Origin of the sequence: Roseovarius ramblicola (assembly GCF_042430665.1) — a bacterium.
In the GTDB taxonomy this organism is placed as follows: Bacteria; Pseudomonadota; Alphaproteobacteria; order Rhodobacterales; family Rhodobacteraceae; genus Roseovarius; species Roseovarius ramblicola.
In genome coordinates this window covers 1-16562 of record NZ_JBHMEC010000015.1, presented here as the reverse complement: position 1 = coordinate 16562, position 16562 = coordinate 1, and the positions used below count along the sequence as shown (strand labels likewise).

Sequence of the window (16562 nt, the reverse complement as noted above, 5' to 3'; positions counted from 1 at the left end):
AGGTATATTGACCGCATGACACAGACTGCCTCGACCTCCCGCGCGCTTGCCGCTCTCGGCCACGACACCCGCCTGTCGATCTTTCGCCTGCTGGTGCGGGCGGGCGACGAGGGGTTGAGCGTGGGCGAGATCGGGCAGCATCTGGGGCAGGCGCCCTCGACGCTGGCGCACCATCTCTCGACGCTGGTCGATGCCGGGCTGGTGGTGCAGGAACGGCAGGGGCGCAGCATCCTCAACCGCGTGGATTTTGCCGCGATGCGGTCCATGCTCGATTTTCTCACCGCAGAATGCTGCACCGGCGTGCGGCTGGAGCAGACCGACAGCGCGGCGTGAATTTTTTTACGCCAAACACAACGACAAACCCAGGGATATAAAAATGAGTGACACCACCCTCACCCCGCCGCGCGCTGCCGCCTTGGCCTTGCGCGCGCTCTGGCGCAAGTACGGCGTCTGGCTCATCACCGCGCTGATCCTCGTGCTGCTCGCCGTATTCGACCGCGCGCAGGCGGGGGCGTCGGTCGCCTTCACCCTTGACGCGCTGGCGGGCACCGCGCCGTTTCTCGTGCTGTCCATCGCCGTCGCGGCCTGGGCCACCGCCACCGGGGCGGACAACCTGATCGCCCGCGCCTTTACCGGCGCGCCGGTGGTGATGATCGGGCTGGCGGCGCTGGCCGGGGCGCTGTCGCCGTTCTGCTCCTGCGGGGTGATCCCGCTCATCGCGGCGCTGCTGGCGATGGGGGTGCCGCTGGCGGCGGTGATGGCGTTCTGGCTCGCCTCGCCGGTCATGGACCCGTCGATGTTCGTGCTGACCACGGGGGTTCTGGGCCTCGAGTTCGCCATCGCCAAGACGCTGGCGGCCATCGGGCTGGGCCTGATGGGTGGCTGGGTGGTGCACCTCGCGGGCCGTGCCGGGGGCTTGAGCGATCCGCTGCGCGACGGCATCGGCAACGGCGGTTGCGGCGGGTCCAAGCTGCGCGATCCCAAGCCGGTGGTCTGGCGCTTCTGGGCCGAGCCGGAGCGGCGCGCGAAATTCGGGCGCGAGGCGATGAATGTGACGCTGTTCCTGCTGAAATGGCTGACGCTGGCCTTTGTCCTCGAAAGCCTGATGCTGGCCTTTGTCCCTGCCGAGACGATCACCGGCGTGCTGGGCGGCACCGGCCTGATGCCCATCGCGCTGGGCACCCTCGTCGGGGTGCCCGCCTATCTCAACGGCTATGCCGCGCTGCCGCTGGTGGGCGGGCTGGTCGAACAGGGGATGGCGCCCGGCGCGGGGCTGGCCTTTCTCGTTGCGGGCGGCGTCACCTCGCTGCCCGCCGCCATCGCGGTCTGGGCGCTGGTCAAGCCGCGCGTCTTCGCGCTCTACATTGCGCTGTCGCTGACGGGGGCGTTTGCCGCCGGGCTGCTGTTTCAGATGTGGCAATTCGCATGAGGCAGTGCGCGGCGGGGGGGCGTGCATGGCCTTGAACCGCCGTAGGCCATTAGTGTCGGGCTGAACCGTCACGGCAAGGTAAGATCAAGAAAGTTTTAAACTTTCTTGTACGGAATCTTTTCAAGATTCCGTTCGTCAACGACCGCTACAGGTCACTCATGACCCCTCGATGAGGCACAACCAAGGGGCGGGGCGTATCCCGCCACACGTCTCATCAATATTTTGTTGACAAATTATAAGTGACACCGCAGGCTCCTGCACAACCGGTGCCGCCTCCGGTCGGCTCCGGCATCATTTGATACATCAGGGAGCACATCATGAAACACTTTTTGAGCGTGGCGCTGTCGGGGGCCCTTGCCCTCGGGCTCGGCGCGGGCGCGGGCCATGCGCAGACCACCTGGGACATGCCAACGCCCTATGGCGATTCCGTCTTTCATACCCAGAACATCATGCAGTTCGCCGAGGACGTGGCCGAGGCCACCGACGGCGGGCTCAGCATCACCGTGCACTCGGCGGGTTCGCTCTACGCGCACCCGGAAATCCGCGATTCGGTGCGCCGGGGCCTTGCGCCCATCGGCGAGATCCTGATGTCGCAGCTTGCCAACGAGGACGCGGTGTTCGGCGTCGATTCGGTGCCGTTCCTCGCGGCGAGCTACGAGGATGCCGCGCGGCTGTGGCAGGCCTCGCGCAACCAGATCGCGGCCAAGCTGGCCGATCAGGGGCTGACGCTGCTTTATGCCGTGCCGTGGCCTGGCCAGAGCCTCTATGTCACCGAGGAGGTGACCTCGACCAAGCAGCTTCAGGGCGTCAATTTCCGCGCCTACAACACCGCCACCGAGCGGCTGGCGCAGCTCATGGGGGCGGTGCCCACCACGGTCGAGGCGGGTGACATCCCCACGGCCTTTTCCACCTCGCGGATCGAGGCGATGATCACCTCGCCCTCGACCGGCGTGTCGTCGCAGGCGTGGGATTTCGTCGGTCATTACATCGACACGCAGGCGTGGCTCCCCAAGAACATGGTGTTCGTCAACACCCGCGCCTTTGACGCGCTGCCCGCGGATCAGCAGGAGGCGCTGATCGAGGCGGCGGCGGAGGCCGAACTGCGCGGCTGGGAAATGTCGGTGGCCGAGACCGAGGACAAGATCGCCACGCTGGAGGAGAACGGCATGCAGGTCCATCAGCCCTCCGGTCAGCTTGCCAGCGAGCTGCGCGAGATCGGCGAGACCATGACCGCGGAATGGCAGAAGGCCGCCGGTCCCGAGGGTGAACTGATCCTCGACAATTACGCCCGCAACTGAGCGGGCGCGCGGGCGGGGCGATCCCGCCCGCGACGTTTCCCTTCGCGGACAGACAGGAGCCTTGCCATGCTGCGCAGGACGCTCGACCGTCTTTACGATGCGGGATTCGTCCTGGCCGCGCTGGCGCTGGTGGCGATCGCCGTGCTGGTGCTGGTGCAGGTGGCGGGCCGCGTGATCGACCGTAGCCTGATCGCCCTTGGCCGCGAGCCGGTGGGCATCGCCATCACCTCGCTGTCGGAGATGGGTGGTTTCCTGTTTGTCGGTGCGGCGTTTCTGGCGCTGGCGGGGACGCTGCGCGCGGGCGGGCATGTGCGCGTGACCATGCTGACCGACAGCCTGCCCGTGCCGCTGGCGCGGGCCAATTCGGTGCCGGTGCTGCTGGGGGCGCTGGGGCTGTGCGGCTTTGCGCTCTACAGCGCATTCGTGCAGGCGCGTGACAGCTACACTTTCGAGGCTGTGAGCTTTGGCATGGCGAAGTTTCCGCTGTGGGTGCCGCAGGCGGTGATGGTGGCGGGGCTGGCGTTGCTGGCGGTGGCGCTGATCGACGGGCTTGTGGCGCTGTTGCGCGGGCAGACCCCCGCCTGGCGCGCTGCCGAAGCGGCGAAGAAAGGAGGCACCGATGGGCATTGAGACGCTCGCGCTGGTCCTCGTCGCGATCCTCTTCGGGTGCCTCGCGCTGGGCCTGTGGGTGGGCTTCGCGCTCATCGCCGTGGGGCTGGCGGCGATGCTGATGGCGTCCACGGCACCGGTGGAGCTGGTCTTTGCCACCAAGGTGTGGGGGGCGCTCAACATCTGGGATCTGACCGCGCTGCCGATGTTCATCTGGATGGGCGAGATCCTGTTCCGCTCGCGGCTGTCGTCGGACATGTTCTCGGGGCTGGCCCCGCTGACCGGACGGCTGCCGGGGCGGCTCTTGCATGCCAATATCTTTGGCTGCGCGCTCTTCGCCGCCGTCTCGGGCTCGTCCGCCGCCACCACGGCCACGGTGGGGCGCATGTCGGTGCCCGAACTGACGCGGCGCGGCTATGACGACCGCATGATCATCGGCACGCTGGCCGGTTCCGGTACGTTCGGGTTTCTGATCCCGCCCTCGATCATCCTGATCGTTTACGGGGCTGCGACCGAGCAGAGCATCGCGCGGCTGTTCCTCGCCGGGATCGGTCCGGGGCTGATGCTGGCGGCGCTTTTCTCGGGCTACACGATGCTCTGGGCGCTGTTGCATCGCGACCGGATGCCCGCCCCCGAACCGGCCACGTCGCTGGCGGACAAGCTGCGCGCGGTGGTCCTCCTGGGGCCGACGATCCTGCTGATCGTCGCCGTCATCGGCTCGATCTATGCCGGCCTCGCCTCGCCCACGGAGGCGGCAGTCGTCGGCGTGCTGGGTGCCTTGATCCTGTCGGGTCTGGGTGGTTCGCTCGACTGGGAGAGCACATGGGGTGCGCTGCGCGGGGCCACGATCACCACCTGCATGATCTCCTTTATCCTCGCCGGGGCGGCGTTCCTCACGGTCGCCATGGGCTATACCGGCATCCCGCGCGCGCTGGCGGCATGGATCGGCGAGCAGGGCTATTCGGCCAACATGCTGCTGGCGGCGCTGGTGGTGTTCTTCATCCTGCTGGGCATGTTTCTCGACGGCATTTCCATTGTCGTGCTGACCACCTCGGTGATCCTGCCGATGGTGCTGGCCGCCGGGATCGACCCGATATGGTTCGGCATCTTTCTCGTGCTGGTGGTGGAGATGAGCCAGATCACGCCGCCGGTGGGGTTCAACCTCTTCGTGCTGCAATCCATCACCGGGCGCGGCATATTCCAGATCGCGCGCCACGCCTTCCCGTTCTTTCTGCTCTTGGTGGCGGCCACCGCCATCCTGACCCTGTTCCCGGAGATCGCCCTATGGATCCCGCAGACGATGCTCGCCCGCTGAGGCCGGGGCCGGTCGTGTCCTCGGCCCATCTTGCCAGCTCCGGCATGCCGGAGCTGTCGGAGATGGAGTTTGCCCTCACCATGGCCAATCACGCGTTCCAGCGCTGGATGTCGCGCTGCATGACCGCAGCCGGGATGCCGGGCCTCGCCCCGCTGGAGGTGCTGGTGGTGCACCTCGTGCATCATCGCGACCGGCCCAAGAGCCTCGCCGATATCTGCCTCGTGCTGAATGTCGAGGATACCCACCTCGTCAGCTATGCGGTCAAGAAGCTGGAGCGTCACGGCCTTGTCGAGACCGGGCGCAAGGGCAAGGAAAAGACCGTGACCATCACGTCGGCGGGGGCCGGGTATTGCACCCGCTATGGCCATGTGCGCGAGGAGTTGCTGGTGCGCTCGGTGGAACAACTGGGAATTGACCGGGAAGAGATGTCGCGGCTGGCGGCGCTGCTGCGGGCGCTTTCGGGGTGTTACGATCAGGCGGCGCGCGGCGCGGCGGCGGTGTGAGCGGCGCGCTCGCGGCACTGGCGCGGCACGGGCGGCTGGTGCTGGTGGCGGGCCTCGTGGTGGGGGCGCTGGCACCGGGGCTGGCGCGGGCGATGGCGCCGCTCATCTTTCCGATGATCGCGTTTCTGCTGTTTCTGGCGACGCTGCGGGTGGAGATGCGGGCGGCGTTTCCGGGGCGTCGGACCTTGCCGCGTTATCTTGGTGTGACGCTGGCGATGCAGGTGGCGTTGCCGGTGGCGGCCATCGCCGGGCTGTGGGCGCTGGGGGCACAGGCGAGCATCCTCGGCATCGGCGTGGTGCTGGTGCTGGCCGCGCCGCCGATGACCGGCAGCCCCGGCCTTACCATCCTCGCGGGGGGCGATCCCGCCCCGGCGCTGCGGCAACTGGTGCTGGGCACGGCGCTGTTGCCGCTGACGGTGCTGCCGGTGTTCTGGCTGTTGCCGGTGTTCGGCGCGCCGCTGGTGGTGGTGGAGGCGGCGCTGCGCCTGCTGGCGGTGATCGCGCTGGCGGGGGGTGCGGGGATTTGCCTGCGCGCGCGGGTGGCGTGGCTGCGCGGCCCGGCGGGGCAGGGCGCGGTGGACGGGCTCATCACGCTGGCGATGGCGGTGGTGGTGGTCGGCCTGATGTCCGCCGTGGGGCCCGCGCTGATGGCCCCCACCCCCGCCTTGTGGGCCACGCTCGCCGCCGTTTTCGCGCTCGGCTTCGGGGCGCAGGTGGTTACGCTGCTGGTGGCGCGCCGCCGCGCGCCGGGCAGCGCCCCGGCGCTGGCCGTCATCGCGGGCAACCGCAACCTGGCGCTGTTCCTCGGTGCGCTGCCGGCCGAGACGGCGGCGGCACTGTTGCTGTTCGTGGGGCTGTATCAACTGCCGATGTATCTCACCCCGCTGGTGATGGCACCGCTGATCCGACGGCTTGCGCCTGCGTGATGGACGCCACCACAAAGCCTGAATTGACGCCGCCGCGCGGTGGCGTAATCTGCGCCCGATACGCGTGAGGTCCAGATGCAGAAATCCGCCCCCCTGATAACGCCCGTCCTGATCGCGGGCTGCACCATCCTGATGATCTCCTTCGCGATTCGCGCGTCATTCGGCGTGTTCCAGATCCCGATTGCCGAGGAGTTCAACTGGCCGCGCGCCGAGTTCTCGCTGGCGATCGCGATCCAGAACCTTGCCTGGGGGATCGGTCAGCCGCTCTTTGGCGCGCTGGCCGAGAAGATGGGCGACCGCCGGGCCATCGTCATCGGCGCGCTGGTTTATGCCGCCGGGCTGGTGCTGTCGTCGTTCGCCGTCTCGCCGGAGGCGCACCATGTCTACGAGGTGCTGGTGGGGTTCGGTATCGCCGGCACCGGCTTTGGCGTGATCCTCGCCGTGGTCGGGCGGGCAAGCTCGGACGAGAACCGCTCGATGAGCCTGGCCATTGCCACCGCCGCGGGATCGGCGGGGCAGGTATTCGGCGCGCCGGTGGCGGAATGGATGCTGGGATTCCTTAGTTGGCAGGGCGTGTTCGTGGTCTTTGCCGCGACGATCCTGGGGGTGCTGGTGATGCTGCCGCTGATGCGCGCGGCACCCGCGCCCGCGGGCCGCGCCGTGCTGGAGCAGTCGCTGGGCGCGGCGCTTCGGCAGGCGGCGCGCGATCCGTCCTACACGCTCATCTTCGTCGGGTTTTTCAGTTGCGGCTATCAGCTTGGCTTTATCACCGCGCATTTCCCGGCGCTGGTGACAGAGATGTGCGGCCCGATCCTGCCCGGCGGGGCGCTGCACAATATCGGCATCACCACCACCTCGGCGCTGGGCGCGGTGGCGATCTCGCTCATTGGCCTTGCCAATATCGGCGGCACGCTGATGGCGGGCTGGCTCGGCAATCGCCATTCGCGCAAGCACCTGCTGGCGGGGATCTATGCCGCGCGCACATTGGTGGCGGCGGCGTTCATGCTGACGCCGATCACGCCGGGGACGGTGCTGCTGTTTTCGGTGGCGATGGGGTCGCTGTGGCTGGCCACGGTGCCGCTCACCTCCGGGCTGATCGCGCATATCTACGGCCTGCGCTACATGGGCACGCTCTACGGGATCGTGTTCTTCTCGCATCAGCTTGGCAGCTTTCTGGGCGTCTGGCTGGGCGGGCGGCTCTATGATCTGCACGGCGATTATTCGCTGGTGTGGTGGATCGGTGTCGGCGTGGGGGCGTTCTCGGCGCTGGTGCATCTGCCGGTTCGCGAGCGCCCGCTCGCCGCCGCCTGACGCCACGGGGGGCAAGGGGACACGGGGACACGGGGATTTTCATGGCCAACCCTCTTTACGACACGCTGTTTGCCCGCCATGCGGGGCGCGACGCGGCGTTTCTGCACCTCGTCGATGGCCGCACGCTGAGCCATGACGCCTTTCTGCGCATGGCCGCGCGGCTGGCCCATGCGCTGCGTGGCGCGGGGCTTGGCCCCGGCGACCGGCTGGCCGCGCAGGTGCCGAAATCGGCCGAGGCGCTTGTCGTCTATGCCGCCTGCGTGCAGGCGGGGATCGTGTTCCTGCCGCTCAACACCGCCTACACGCCCGACGAGGTGTCCTATTTCGTGACCGACAGCGGCGCGGGGCTGTTGCTCTGCGATCCGGCGCAGGCCGACAGTCTGCGCCCGGTGGCCAAGGCGGCGGGGGCGGTGTTGATGACGCTCGATGCGGAGGGTGGCGGCAGCCTGCCCGATGCCGCGCGCGGCCTGCCCGAGAGCTTTGAGACCACGCCGCGCGGGGGCGACGATCTCGCCGCGCTGCTCTATACCTCGGGCACGACCGGGCGCTCCAAGGGGGCGATGCTGACGCAGGAGAACCTCTTGTCGAACGCGCGGGTGCTGGCGGAGTACTGGCGCTTTACCGCGCGCGACGTGCTGCTGCACGCGCTGCCGATCTTTCACACCCACGGTCTCTTTGTGGCGACCAACACGGTGCTGATGGCGGGCGGGGCGATGATCCTTCAGCCGCGTTTCGACATCGACGCGGTGATCGCGGCGCTGCCGCGTGCCACCGCGATGATGGGCGTGCCGACCTTCTACACGCGGCTGCTGGACGATCCGCGCCTCACCCGCGATCTGGTGGCGCATATGCGGCTTTTCACCTCCGGCTCCGCGCCGCTGCTGGCCGAGACGCACGCCGCGTTCGAGGCGCGCACCGGGCACCGCATCCTGGAGCGTTACGGCATGACCGAGACCAACATGACCACCTCCAACCCCTACGAGGGCGCGCGGCGCGCGGGTACCGTGGGGTTCCCGCTGCCGGGGGTGGAATTGCGTATCACCGATCCCGAGAGCGGCGCGGAGGTGGCGCAGGGTGCGGTCGGTATGCTGGAGGTGCGCGGCCCCAACGTGTTCCGCGGCTACTGGAACATGCCGGAAAAGACGGCGGAGGAGATGCGCGGCGACGGATTCTTCATCACCGGCGATCTGGGGCGGGTGGACGCGCGCGGCTATGTCACCATCGTCGGGCGGATCAAGGATGTGGTGATCTCGGGCGGCTACAACATCTATCCCAGGGAGGTGGAGATGGTTCTCGACGATCAGCCCGGCGTGCTGGAAAGCGCGGTGGTGGGCGTGCCGCATCCCGACATGGGCGAGGTGCCGGTGGCGATCCTCGTGCCCGAGGCGGGGGCCACGCCCGACACGCAGGCGATCGCCACGGCGACGGAGCGCGCGCTGGCGCGATTCAAGCGGCCGCGCAGGATCATCCTGGTGGACGCGCTGCCGCGCAACACCATGGGCAAGGTGCAGAAAAACGCGCTCCGGGCGGAGTATGCGGGGATTTTCACGGCGGAGTGAGGGGGACCGTCGCGCTTTTCCCGGATCGGCGTGAGACCGGCGCGGCGGCTCGCCTATGACGATTGCGCTTCGGGCTTTACGCAACCCTGAGCTTTCGCTAAGCGGAGGCCGGGTAACGGGTGCCGGGGTGAGACATGAGGCTGTCGCGGATCGTTTTGGGCGGGCTGTTCGGCTGCGGGCTTGCCCTCGTGGCGGTGGCGGTGGTGCTGTTTCCCGACAGGCGGCAGGCGGCCCCGTCCGGCCCGCGCACTGCCATCGCGGCACAGGTGGTCCCCGGCCCGCTCACCGAGCGCAGGCGCGGGCTGCTGACCCCGGCCATCCCGGCGCGTTATGAGTACGCCCCCTCCGCCGAAATCATCCGGGCGAGCGCGCGGCACCGGACGGCGGGCCTGGCATGGCGGAGCCTGCTGCCGCCCGGAGAGGCCCCCGCGCCGGTGGTGGTGCTGTTGCACGGGGCGGGGCGCGACGGGCTGTCGATGCTGGAGATGTGGCAGCGGGTGGGGCGCACGCGGTCGGTCGTGCTGATCGCGCCCGAGGCGGCGGGGCAGACATGGTCCGCGGGCGATCTCGACGCGGGACGGATCGCGGCGATGCTCGACGATGTGGCCGGGAGGCGCGCCATCGACCGGGGGCGCGTCTATCTTTTCGGCCATTCCGACGGGGCGCGGCTGGCCGCGCTGCTGCTCAATCGCGGGATCGGTCCGTGGCGGGCGGCGGCGCTGCATGCCGGGTATGGCCCCGCCGGGCACTATCTGCCCAACCCGGAGGCGGCACCGCTGCGGCTCTATCTTGGCGCGCGCGATCACATCTTTTCGGTCGCGGGGGCGCGGGCGAGCGCCGCCGCCCTCGCCGCTGCGGGGCACGAGACCGAATTGCACCTCATCCCCGGCCATACCCACTGGTTCTACGAGATCGGCCCCGCCCTCGCCGCCGATGCGTGGCGGTGGTTCGAGGGGGTGGAGGATCCGTCCTGAGCCCGCGCCGTCAAACGGGCAGCGGGAAATCCGCGAGCGGGGTGTCGCGGCGCAGGTAGAGCGGGTGTTTGGCCGAGCCGTCCTTGTTGAGGCCAAAGCACCTGAGCGGGCGGCCGGTGGCGGCCAGCGCCGTCACGGCGGCGCGGACGGTTTCGGCGTAGCGCGCGTGCAGTTTGCCATAGGCCATGACCACGAGCGCCGCCTCTTCGGCCATCGCCACCAGCGCCGGGATGTTGGCCGGGCTGCACGCAAGGCCCGGGTCGTGCGGCAGGTCGCGCGGGGAGGTGGCGCGCCAGTCGAGTACGTTGCCCTTGAGGTAGCGGGTATAGCCCCAGTCGCGGGCGAAGGTCAGCTCGCGGTGGCAGGTGGGGTCGGAGGCGGCGGCATCGGCGACCGACGGGTTCATGCCGACGAAGAGCACCGTGCGGGGCACGTCTCCGGGCGCGGTCCAGTCGCGGGTGAGGGCCTGCCGGTAGCGGCCGCACTCGGAGAATGTGGCCCCGCCCTGCACGCCCTCGGGCAGGCGCAGGCGGACGCGGCCGCCGGGGTCGTGCCGGTCCTCGGGTGCGGTCATCGGTTGAACACGCGGGAGGGGTGCAATTCGCCCGCCCGGAAGCGGCCCACGGCGATGGCCTGGCCGTCATGTGCGGCCCAGCATTCCTCGCCATAGTCCACACCGCTGGCGATCACCATGCCGGGATTGCCGTTGCGCAGCCGCGCCGCGCCCTCGGGCGTGGCGGTGACCATGGGCAGGTCGGCGAGCCCGTCCTCGACCGGGCGCAGATGCGCGTCGAGACCGGGGGTGCGGGCGAGCGCCTCGATCGTCTCCATGCCGATCCCGTCCCCGGCGTCGAACGGCCCGGACCATGTGCGGCGCAGCGTCACGACGTGGCCGAAGCAGCCAAGCGCGCGGCCCAGATCGCGGGCGACGGCGCGCACGTAGCCGCCCTTGCCGCAGGTCATCTCGATCACCGCCGTATCCCGGTCGGGGCGGTCGGCGAGCACGATCTCCTCGACCCAGAGGGGGCGGGCCGCGACCTCGAAATCCTCGCCGTCGCGGGCGCGCTTGTAGGCGCGCTCGCCGTCGATCTTGACCGCCGAGAAGCGCGGCGGCACCTGCATGATCTCTCCGAGGAAGGCGCCGAGCGTGTCCTTGATCTGTGCGTCGGTGGGGCGCGCGTCGCTGGTGTCGGTCACTTCGCCCTCGGCGTCGTCGGTGTTGGTGGCCTGCCCGAACCGCACGGTAAAGCGGTAAGCCTTGAGCGCGTCGGTGATGTAGGGGACGGTCTTGGTGGCCTCGCCCAGCGCGATGGCGAGCACGCCTGTCGCCTCGGGGTCGAGCGTGCCGGCATGGCCCGCCTTCTTCGCCTCCAGCGCCCATTTCACCTTGTTGACGACGGCGGTGGAGGTGAGCCCCGCGGGCTTGTCCACCACCAGCCAGCCGGAAATGTCGCGGCCCTTGGGCTTGCGTGCCATGCGTCGGTCCTGTTGCTGTCCCCGGATCAGGCGCAAGGGCCTAGTCGAGCGGCGCACCCGCGTCAACCACGACGCCGAGGATGGGGCCGAGCGGCAGGAAGCCCTGATCCGAGCGGCCCAGCGCCGGAGCGTGGAGGCGCGACACCTTGCCATCGAGATAGAGCGCGTTCGCCGCGCCGGTATGGTCACGGAAGACGCGCGCGAAGCGGTGGAAATTCACCGGCGCCTCGGAGATGAGGAACCACGCGCGCCGCCCGTCCGCCGAGGTGCCGACGCCATTGCGGACAAAGCGGCTGTCGCTGTCCGCGATGAAGCGGGGGTGCAGCGCGCCGTCGATCACCAGCATCGGGCCGGATTGGGTGGCGTGGCGGCAGGCGGGGGCATTGCGGGCGAACTGGCGCGATTCGATCACGCGGGCGCGGGTATCGGTGACGCAGAGTACGCCGTTGGGCAGCATCCCGAAATTGCCGGGGCCGGCGCGTGTGACAAGCGGGGCCAGTTCGCGCCCCGCCTCGACATGGAGGCCGACGGGGCGGCGGTCCGGGTGATACATGCCGCCATTCATGGCGAAGGCGAGGCGCTTGCCCTCGGCTTCGAGCAGCCTTTCGACATTGGCGAAGCTGCCCAGCGGTGTGCCGGTGTCGGGGTCGTTCAGGAACAGGCGGATATTGTCGCGGGCGGCGTCGGCCTCGCACAGGGTGTAATCCGCGCCCTCGACGGTGAGGGCACGGCAGGAGGCGGCGGAGGCGGGGGCAGCAAGGAGGAGGAGGGCGAGGGGTGGAAGAAGGACGGCGGCGCGCAAGCGCGCCTCGATTCCGCGCAAGAAGACGCGCAGAACCCGACACAGGCCCCATGGTGCGACCCTACCCCTCGACATCCCGGCGCACCTTTTCATCCTCGAAGAGCCTTCGCGTCTCGTCGATCTGGTCGAAGGTCTCGTCAAGGCGGAAGCGCAGGTCGGGGGTGAACTTGAGCCCGGCCTTGCGACCGATGAGGCGGCGCAGCTCGGGCTTGTTGCGCGCCAGATATTCGATCGCCTCGCCCTGCGCCTCGCCGCCCAGCGGCATGACGAAGGCGGTTGCGATCTTGAGATCGGGCGAGAGCCGCACCTCGCCCACCGTGACCGACAGGCGGTTGAGGTCGGGATCGTGGATGTCGCCGCGCATCAGCACCTCGGAGAGCGTGCGGCGGATCAGCTCGCCGACGCGGAGTTGCCGTTGCGAGGGGCCGGGGCCGTCATGTGTACGGTTCTTTGCCATTGCGCCGATGTAATCCTTTGGTCGGGGCGTGCCAAGCGGCGGGGGCTCAATCGTCGAGATCGGCGAACAGGTTCTCGCTCTCGACGAAGTCGATCCGGTCCTTGGCGACGGTGCCGTCGTTGATATCGCGGGTTTCGACCCGGCCATCGCCGAAGCCGAGGATCACCACGTCGCAGATGTCGAGAAAGAGGCCGTTCTCGACCACCCCCGGCATCTGGTTGAGCGCCATCGACAGCCGGTGCGGGTGGCCGATGCGCGACAGGTGCAGGTCGATGATGTAATTGCCCTCGTCGGTGACGAAGGGCCGGTCGCCGTTGGTCCGCAGGGTGGCGTCGCGGCCCAGAACGTCCATGTTGATGAGCAGTTCCTCGATCAGCGACTTGGTGGACTGCCAGCCGAACGGGATCACCTCGACCGGCAGGGGGAAGGCGCCGAGATGCTCGACCTCCTTGCCGATATCGGCGATCACGATCATCTGGTCGCTGGCGGTGGCGACGATCTTTTCCTGCAACAGCGCGCCGCCGCCGCCCTTGATCAGGTTGAGGTTGGCGTCGAACTCATCCGCGCCGTCGATGGTCAGGTCGAGCCATTTCGCCTCGTCGAGGCTGATCACCTCGATGCCCACCTCGCGGGCAAGCTCGGCGGTGCGGGTGGAGGTGGGCACGCCCTTGATCCGGAGCCCGTCCTCGCGCACCATCTCTCCGAGGCAGCGCACCATCCACGCCGCGGTGGAGCCGGTGCCGAGCCCCACGCGCATCCCGTCCTCGATATAATCGACGGAGCGTTTGGCGGCGACGAACTTGGCCTTGTCTATGGGCGAAAGCTCTCCGGTCATGGCGGTATCCCCAGGGCTGTTGCGGCTGTCGTTATAGGCGCGTTGCGGCGGCGGCGCGAGGGGCAATCGCCGCGAGGCGCGCTCAGATCGTGAGGTGACGGGCGCGCGCGCCGCGCTCGATGGCGGCGGCATGGAGCCGGTCGATATCGAGCTCGTAGCGGATTTCCTCGAGCAGGCGCAACTCGCGGTCGTTGAGCGTGCCGTCGGCGGCGGCGACGTCGCAGGCGAGCGCGTAGGCCGTCTCGTTGAGCGTCTCGGGCAGGTTGTCACGGATCAGGCCGAACAGCGCGTCGAGCCCGTCCTCGACCGAGAACAGGTCGAACACCGTCTGCGACATGATGCGCAGCCGGTCGAGATCGTAGCTGGCGAAGATCGGCAGGTTGTTGATCGTGCTCTCGATCTTGACGAGTTCGGCGGTGCGCATGTTCTCGTCGGAGGCGGCGACCGCGATCATCAGGGCGACGAGGCAGTCCTGCGGGCTGAGCGGGTGGGGAATCTGGTCTGACATGGGGGGCCTTTCAGGGGGGCGTGTTGCGGTGCAGAATATTGACTGTGCCGCGCCCCGGCAATAGGTAGCCCGCACCCGCGCGCACCCCTGTGCGCGGCAAAACCGGAGTTTGAGCGATGTCCGACCTGCGAGACGCGGCGATGAATTCGAAGGCGTGGCCTTTTGAAGAGGCGCGGCGCGTGCTCAAACGGTATGAAAAGGCGCCGCCGGACAAGGGGCATGTGCTGTTCGAGACCGGCTATGGCCCGAGCGGATTGCCGCATATCGGCACCTTCGGCGAGGTGCTGCGCACCACGATGATCCGCCGCGCCTTCGAGACGATCAGCGACATCCCGACGCGGATGATCTGTTTCTCGGACGATCTCGACGGGATGCGCAAGGTGCCCGGCAATGTGCCCGACCGCGAAATGCTGGCCGGGCATTTGCAAAAGCCGCTGACATCCGTGCCCGACCCGTTCGGCACACACGAAAGCTTTGGCGCGCATAACAACGCCATGCTGCGGCGGTTTCTCGATACGTTCGGGTTCGAGTACGAGTTCATTTCGGCGACCGAATTCTATGCCTCGGGGCAGTTCGACGAGGTGCTGCTGCGCGCCGCCGCGCGCTATGACGACATCATGAAGATCATGCTGAAAAGCTTGCGCGAGGAGCGGCAGCAGACCTATTCCATCTTCCTGCCGATCCACCCCGAGACGGGGCGCGTGCTCTACGTGCCGATGAAGCATGTGGATGGCGCGAGGGGCGAGATCACCTTCGACGACGAGGACGGGCGGGAATGGACACTGCCGGTGACGGGCGGGCGCGTGAAGCTTCAGTGGAAGCCCGATTTCGGCGCCCGCTGGGCGGCGCTGGGCGTCGATTTCGAGATGTATGGCAAGGACCATTCCACCAACACGCCCATTTACGATGGTATCTGCCGGGCGCTGGGCGTGCGCCCGCCCGAGCATTTCACCTATGAACTGTTCCTCGACGAGACCGGGCAGAAGATCTCGAAATCGAGCGGCAACGGCATCAGCATCGATGAGTGGCTGCGCTATGCCGCGACCGAGTCCTTGAGCTATTTCATGTATCAAAAGCCCAAGACCGCCAAACGGCTGCATTTCGACGTGATCCCAAAGGCGGTGGACGAGTATCATCAGCAATTGCGCGCCTATGCCGGGCAGGACGCGGCGCAGCGGGCGGCCAACCCGGTGCATCACATCCACAACGGCGACGTGCCCGAGAGCCGCATGGTGGTGCCGTTCTCGATGCTGCTGAACCTCGCGTCGGTTTCCGCCGCCCATGACAAGGAGACGCTGTGGGGCTTTATCCGCCGCTATGCGCCGGAGGCGAGCGCCGAGACCCATCCCGACATGGATGCCGCCGCCGGTTACGCGGTGCGCTACTACGAGGATTTCGTCGCCCCCGCCAAGACCTATCGCGCGCCCACCGAGGCCGAGCGCGAGGCGCTGAGCGACCTGCGCGAAAGGCTGGCGGCCTATGACGGGCCGGTGGAGGACGAGGCGCTGCAATCCATCGTCTATGCCGTGGGGCGTGACCGGTTCGACCCGCTGCGCGACTGGTTCAAGGCACTCTACGAGGTGCTGCTGGGGGCAAGCCAGGGCCCGCGCTTCGGCGGGTTCATTGCGCTTTACGGGGTCGAGGAGACGGTGGCGCTGATCGACCGGGCGCTGGCGGGGGAGCTGGCTTGATCGAGAGCATTGCGCGGTGTGCCCGCCGCGGCTAGCCTCGGTTGCAAAAGCGAAAGAGGCCCCCGATGCAGACACGCCCCCTGATCCTCGTCGCCGTTCTCGGGCTTGCCGCCTGCGTGCAGGCCGTCTCCATGCCCGATGCCAGCGAAGGCGCGGCGATCTATGCCGGGAACTGCGCGCAATGCCACGGGCCTGCGGGCAAGGGCGACGGGCCGTGGGCCACCGGGATGGTGCCGCCGCCCGCCGACCTGACGCAACTTTCGGAGGATGGCGTGTTCCCGCGCCGGCGCGTGCTGTCGGTGATCGACGGCTATGACCGCACCGGGCTGCCGGGGCAGGAGATGCCCGAGTTCGGCCTGCTGCTGGAGGGCGAGACGGTGCCGGTGGACGTGGGCGACGGGGTGCTGACGCCCACGCCGCGCCCGCTCGCGGCGCTGATGGCCTACCTGGAGAGCATCCAGGACGGGTAGGGGCGCGGCGGATGCCCGTCGGAGGCCGTCTATGGGGCGTCCGCGGATCGCTCCGGCTGGCTGAAATCGCGCGCGAGGATTGCGCGGGCGCGCGCGATGCCGTCGCGGGTCAGGGCCAGCGATTTCGCCTTGCCCTTCGGGTCCGCGATCAGGCCCTTTTCGAACAGCCGGTTGGTGATGTCCCAGGCGATGGCTTTCCAGACCCGGTCGCCGTCATGCAGCGTGAGGCTGAGGATCGCCAGCGCCGCCTCGTCTATCCTGTCCGTGTCGAGTGTCCTGTCCTGTCCTGTCCTGTCCTTCCGTTCCGTCCTCTGCCAGACCGGAGACATCCCCGCCCGGCAAGGTTTTAGGCGTCGTCGACGACCGAGAAGAGGTTGGGGACGGCGGGGCATGGGGCGA

General features: G+C 68.5%; 19 protein-coding genes. 12 read left to right on the top strand and 7 right to left on the bottom strand.

Annotated elements, in window-relative coordinates:
- Window positions 1-15: 15 nt before the first annotated feature.
- The 10 genes from ACFFU4_RS08655 to ACFFU4_RS08610 all read left to right on the top strand — a co-directional run bounded on the left by ACFFU4_RS08655 (window position 16) and on the right by ACFFU4_RS08610 (window position 9924).
- Window positions 16-333: an ArsR/SmtB family transcription factor gene (locus ACFFU4_RS08655; RefSeq protein WP_377069108.1), complete on the top strand. Its 318-nt coding sequence runs from the start codon at window positions 16-18 to the stop codon at window positions 331-333.
- Between the two features lie 43 nt (window positions 334-376).
- Window positions 377-1429: a permease gene (locus ACFFU4_RS08650; RefSeq protein WP_377069106.1), complete on the top strand. Its 1053-nt coding sequence runs from the start codon at window positions 377-379 to the stop codon at window positions 1427-1429.
- Between the two features lie 317 nt (window positions 1430-1746).
- Window positions 1747-2727, top strand: a complete 981-nt coding sequence (locus ACFFU4_RS08645) for a TRAP transporter substrate-binding protein (protein WP_377069104.1) — start codon at window positions 1747-1749, stop codon at window positions 2725-2727.
- 66 nt (window positions 2728-2793) lie between these two features.
- Window positions 2794-3357 (top strand): TRAP transporter small permease, encoded by a 564-nt coding sequence (locus ACFFU4_RS08640; protein ID WP_377069102.1) that lies wholly within the window; start codon window positions 2794-2796, stop codon window positions 3355-3357.
- On the top strand, window positions 3347-4651 hold the full coding sequence (locus ACFFU4_RS08635) for a TRAP transporter large permease (protein WP_377069100.1): 1305 nt from the start codon (window positions 3347-3349) through the stop codon (window positions 4649-4651). The genes ACFFU4_RS08640 and ACFFU4_RS08635 overlap by 11 nt, the downstream gene beginning before the upstream one ends.
- 44 nt (window positions 4652-4695) lie before the next feature.
- Complete coding sequence (locus tag ACFFU4_RS08630; RefSeq protein WP_377069098.1) at window positions 4696-5154, top strand: winged helix DNA-binding protein; 459 nt, start codon at window positions 4696-4698, stop codon at window positions 5152-5154.
- Complete coding sequence (locus ACFFU4_RS08625; RefSeq protein ID WP_377069096.1) at window positions 5115-6080, top strand: hypothetical protein; 966 nt, start codon at window positions 5115-5117, stop codon at window positions 6078-6080. Before ACFFU4_RS08630 ends, ACFFU4_RS08625 begins: the two co-directional genes overlap by 40 nt.
- A 75-nt stretch (window positions 6081-6155) precedes the next feature.
- Complete coding sequence (locus ACFFU4_RS08620; RefSeq protein ID WP_377069094.1) at window positions 6156-7391, top strand: MFS transporter; 1236 nt, start codon at window positions 6156-6158, stop codon at window positions 7389-7391.
- A 41-nt stretch (window positions 7392-7432) separates the two neighbouring features.
- Window positions 7433-8950 (top strand): malonate--CoA ligase, encoded by a 1518-nt coding sequence (locus tag ACFFU4_RS08615; RefSeq protein ID WP_377069092.1) that lies wholly within the window; start codon window positions 7433-7435, stop codon window positions 8948-8950.
- Window positions 8951-9084: 134 nt separating this feature from the next.
- Window positions 9085-9924 (top strand): alpha/beta hydrolase family protein, encoded by an 840-nt coding sequence (locus tag ACFFU4_RS08610; protein WP_377069090.1) that lies wholly within the window; start codon window positions 9085-9087, stop codon window positions 9922-9924.
- Between the two features lie 10 nt (window positions 9925-9934).
- Here ACFFU4_RS08610 and ACFFU4_RS08605 read toward each other — a convergent pair whose 3' ends face one another.
- The 6 genes from ACFFU4_RS08605 to ACFFU4_RS08580 form a co-directional block, all read right to left on the bottom strand.
- A complete protein-coding gene (locus ACFFU4_RS08605) occupies window positions 9935-10498 on the bottom strand; it encodes a DUF1643 domain-containing protein (protein WP_377069088.1) in 564 nt (187 codons plus the stop codon).
- Window positions 10495-11400, bottom strand: a complete 906-nt coding sequence (gene truB, locus ACFFU4_RS08600; RefSeq protein WP_377069086.1) for a tRNA pseudouridine(55) synthase TruB — start codon at window positions 11398-11400, stop codon at window positions 10495-10497. The genes ACFFU4_RS08605 and truB overlap by 4 nt, the downstream gene beginning before the upstream one ends.
- A 40-nt stretch (window positions 11401-11440) precedes the next feature.
- On the bottom strand, window positions 11441-12277 hold the full coding sequence (locus tag ACFFU4_RS08595; protein ID WP_377069084.1) for a phosphodiester glycosidase family protein: 837 nt from the start codon (window positions 12275-12277) through the stop codon (window positions 11441-11443).
- Window positions 12264-12659 (bottom strand): 30S ribosome-binding factor RbfA, encoded by a 396-nt coding sequence (rbfA, locus tag ACFFU4_RS08590; protein ID WP_377069082.1) that lies wholly within the window; start codon window positions 12657-12659, stop codon window positions 12264-12266. Before rbfA ends, ACFFU4_RS08595 begins: the two co-directional genes overlap by 14 nt.
- Window positions 12660-12705: 46 nt before the next feature.
- The gene (gene rpiA, locus ACFFU4_RS08585; RefSeq protein WP_377069080.1) at window positions 12706-13494 is read right to left on the bottom strand and encodes a ribose-5-phosphate isomerase RpiA; all 789 of its coding nucleotides are present in this window, start codon (window positions 13492-13494) and stop codon (window positions 12706-12708) included.
- Window positions 13495-13576: 82 nt separating this feature from the next.
- The gene (locus tag ACFFU4_RS08580; protein ID WP_377069078.1) at window positions 13577-14002 is read right to left on the bottom strand and encodes a tellurite resistance TerB family protein; all 426 of its coding nucleotides are present in this window, start codon (window positions 14000-14002) and stop codon (window positions 13577-13579) included.
- 116 nt (window positions 14003-14118) lie between these two features.
- Here ACFFU4_RS08580 and ACFFU4_RS08575 point away from each other — a divergent pair, with 116 nt between their 5' ends.
- On the top strand, window positions 14119-15693 hold the full coding sequence (locus ACFFU4_RS08575; protein WP_377069076.1) for a lysine--tRNA ligase: 1575 nt from the start codon (window positions 14119-14121) through the stop codon (window positions 15691-15693).
- Window positions 15694-15758: 65 nt separating this feature from the next.
- Complete coding sequence (locus ACFFU4_RS08570; RefSeq protein ID WP_377069074.1) at window positions 15759-16163, top strand: c-type cytochrome; 405 nt, start codon at window positions 15759-15761, stop codon at window positions 16161-16163.
- Window positions 16164-16192: 29 nt separating this feature from the next.
- On the opposite strand, the gene ACFFU4_RS08565 is transcribed toward ACFFU4_RS08570, so the two are convergent.
- Window positions 16193-16492, bottom strand: a complete 300-nt coding sequence (locus tag ACFFU4_RS08565) for a DUF6429 family protein (protein ID WP_377069072.1) — start codon at window positions 16490-16492, stop codon at window positions 16193-16195.
- Window positions 16493-16562: the final 70 nt, after the last annotated feature.

Bases quoted from the DNA above. Each gene is read 5' to 3' on its own strand.
- ACFFU4_RS08570 (WP_377069074.1), top strand. From the start codon at position 15,759: ATGCAGACACGCCCCCTGATCCTCGTCGCCGTTCTCGGGCTTGCCGCC.
- rpiA (WP_377069080.1), bottom strand. From the start codon at position 13,494: ATGACCGGAGAGCTTTCGCCCATAGACAAGGCCAAGTTCGTCGCCGCC.
- ACFFU4_RS08655 (WP_377069108.1), top strand. From the start codon at position 16: ATGACACAGACTGCCTCGACCTCCCGCGCGCTTGCCGCTCTCGGCCAC.
- ACFFU4_RS08635 (WP_377069100.1), top strand. From the start codon at position 3,347: ATGGGCATTGAGACGCTCGCGCTGGTCCTCGTCGCGATCCTCTTCGGG.
- ACFFU4_RS08580 (WP_377069078.1), bottom strand. From the start codon at position 14,002: ATGTCAGACCAGATTCCCCACCCGCTCAGCCCGCAGGACTGCCTCGTC.
- ACFFU4_RS08565 (WP_377069072.1), bottom strand. From the start codon at position 16,492: ATGTCTCCGGTCTGGCAGAGGACGGAACGGAAGGACAGGACAGGACAG.
- ACFFU4_RS08630 (WP_377069098.1), top strand. From the start codon at position 4,696: ATGCCGGAGCTGTCGGAGATGGAGTTTGCCCTCACCATGGCCAATCAC.
- truB (WP_377069086.1), bottom strand. From the start codon at position 11,400: ATGGCACGCAAGCCCAAGGGCCGCGACATTTCCGGCTGGCTGGTGGTG.
- ACFFU4_RS08595 (WP_377069084.1), bottom strand. From the start codon at position 12,277: ATGTCGAGGGGTAGGGTCGCACCATGGGGCCTGTGTCGGGTTCTGCGC.
- ACFFU4_RS08650 (WP_377069106.1), top strand. From the start codon at position 377: ATGAGTGACACCACCCTCACCCCGCCGCGCGCTGCCGCCTTGGCCTTG.
- ACFFU4_RS08610 (WP_377069090.1), top strand. From the start codon at position 9,085: ATGAGGCTGTCGCGGATCGTTTTGGGCGGGCTGTTCGGCTGCGGGCTT.
- ACFFU4_RS08575 (WP_377069076.1), top strand. From the start codon at position 14,119: ATGTCCGACCTGCGAGACGCGGCGATGAATTCGAAGGCGTGGCCTTTT.
- ACFFU4_RS08620 (WP_377069094.1), top strand. From the start codon at position 6,156: ATGCAGAAATCCGCCCCCCTGATAACGCCCGTCCTGATCGCGGGCTGC.
- rbfA (WP_377069082.1), bottom strand. From the start codon at position 12,659: ATGGCAAAGAACCGTACACATGACGGCCCCGGCCCCTCGCAACGGCAA.
- ACFFU4_RS08605 (WP_377069088.1), bottom strand. From the start codon at position 10,498: ATGACCGCACCCGAGGACCGGCACGACCCCGGCGGCCGCGTCCGCCTG.
- ACFFU4_RS08640 (WP_377069102.1), top strand. From the start codon at position 2,794: ATGCTGCGCAGGACGCTCGACCGTCTTTACGATGCGGGATTCGTCCTG.
- ACFFU4_RS08615 (WP_377069092.1), top strand. From the start codon at position 7,433: ATGGCCAACCCTCTTTACGACACGCTGTTTGCCCGCCATGCGGGGCGC.
- ACFFU4_RS08645 (WP_377069104.1), top strand. From the start codon at position 1,747: ATGAAACACTTTTTGAGCGTGGCGCTGTCGGGGGCCCTTGCCCTCGGG.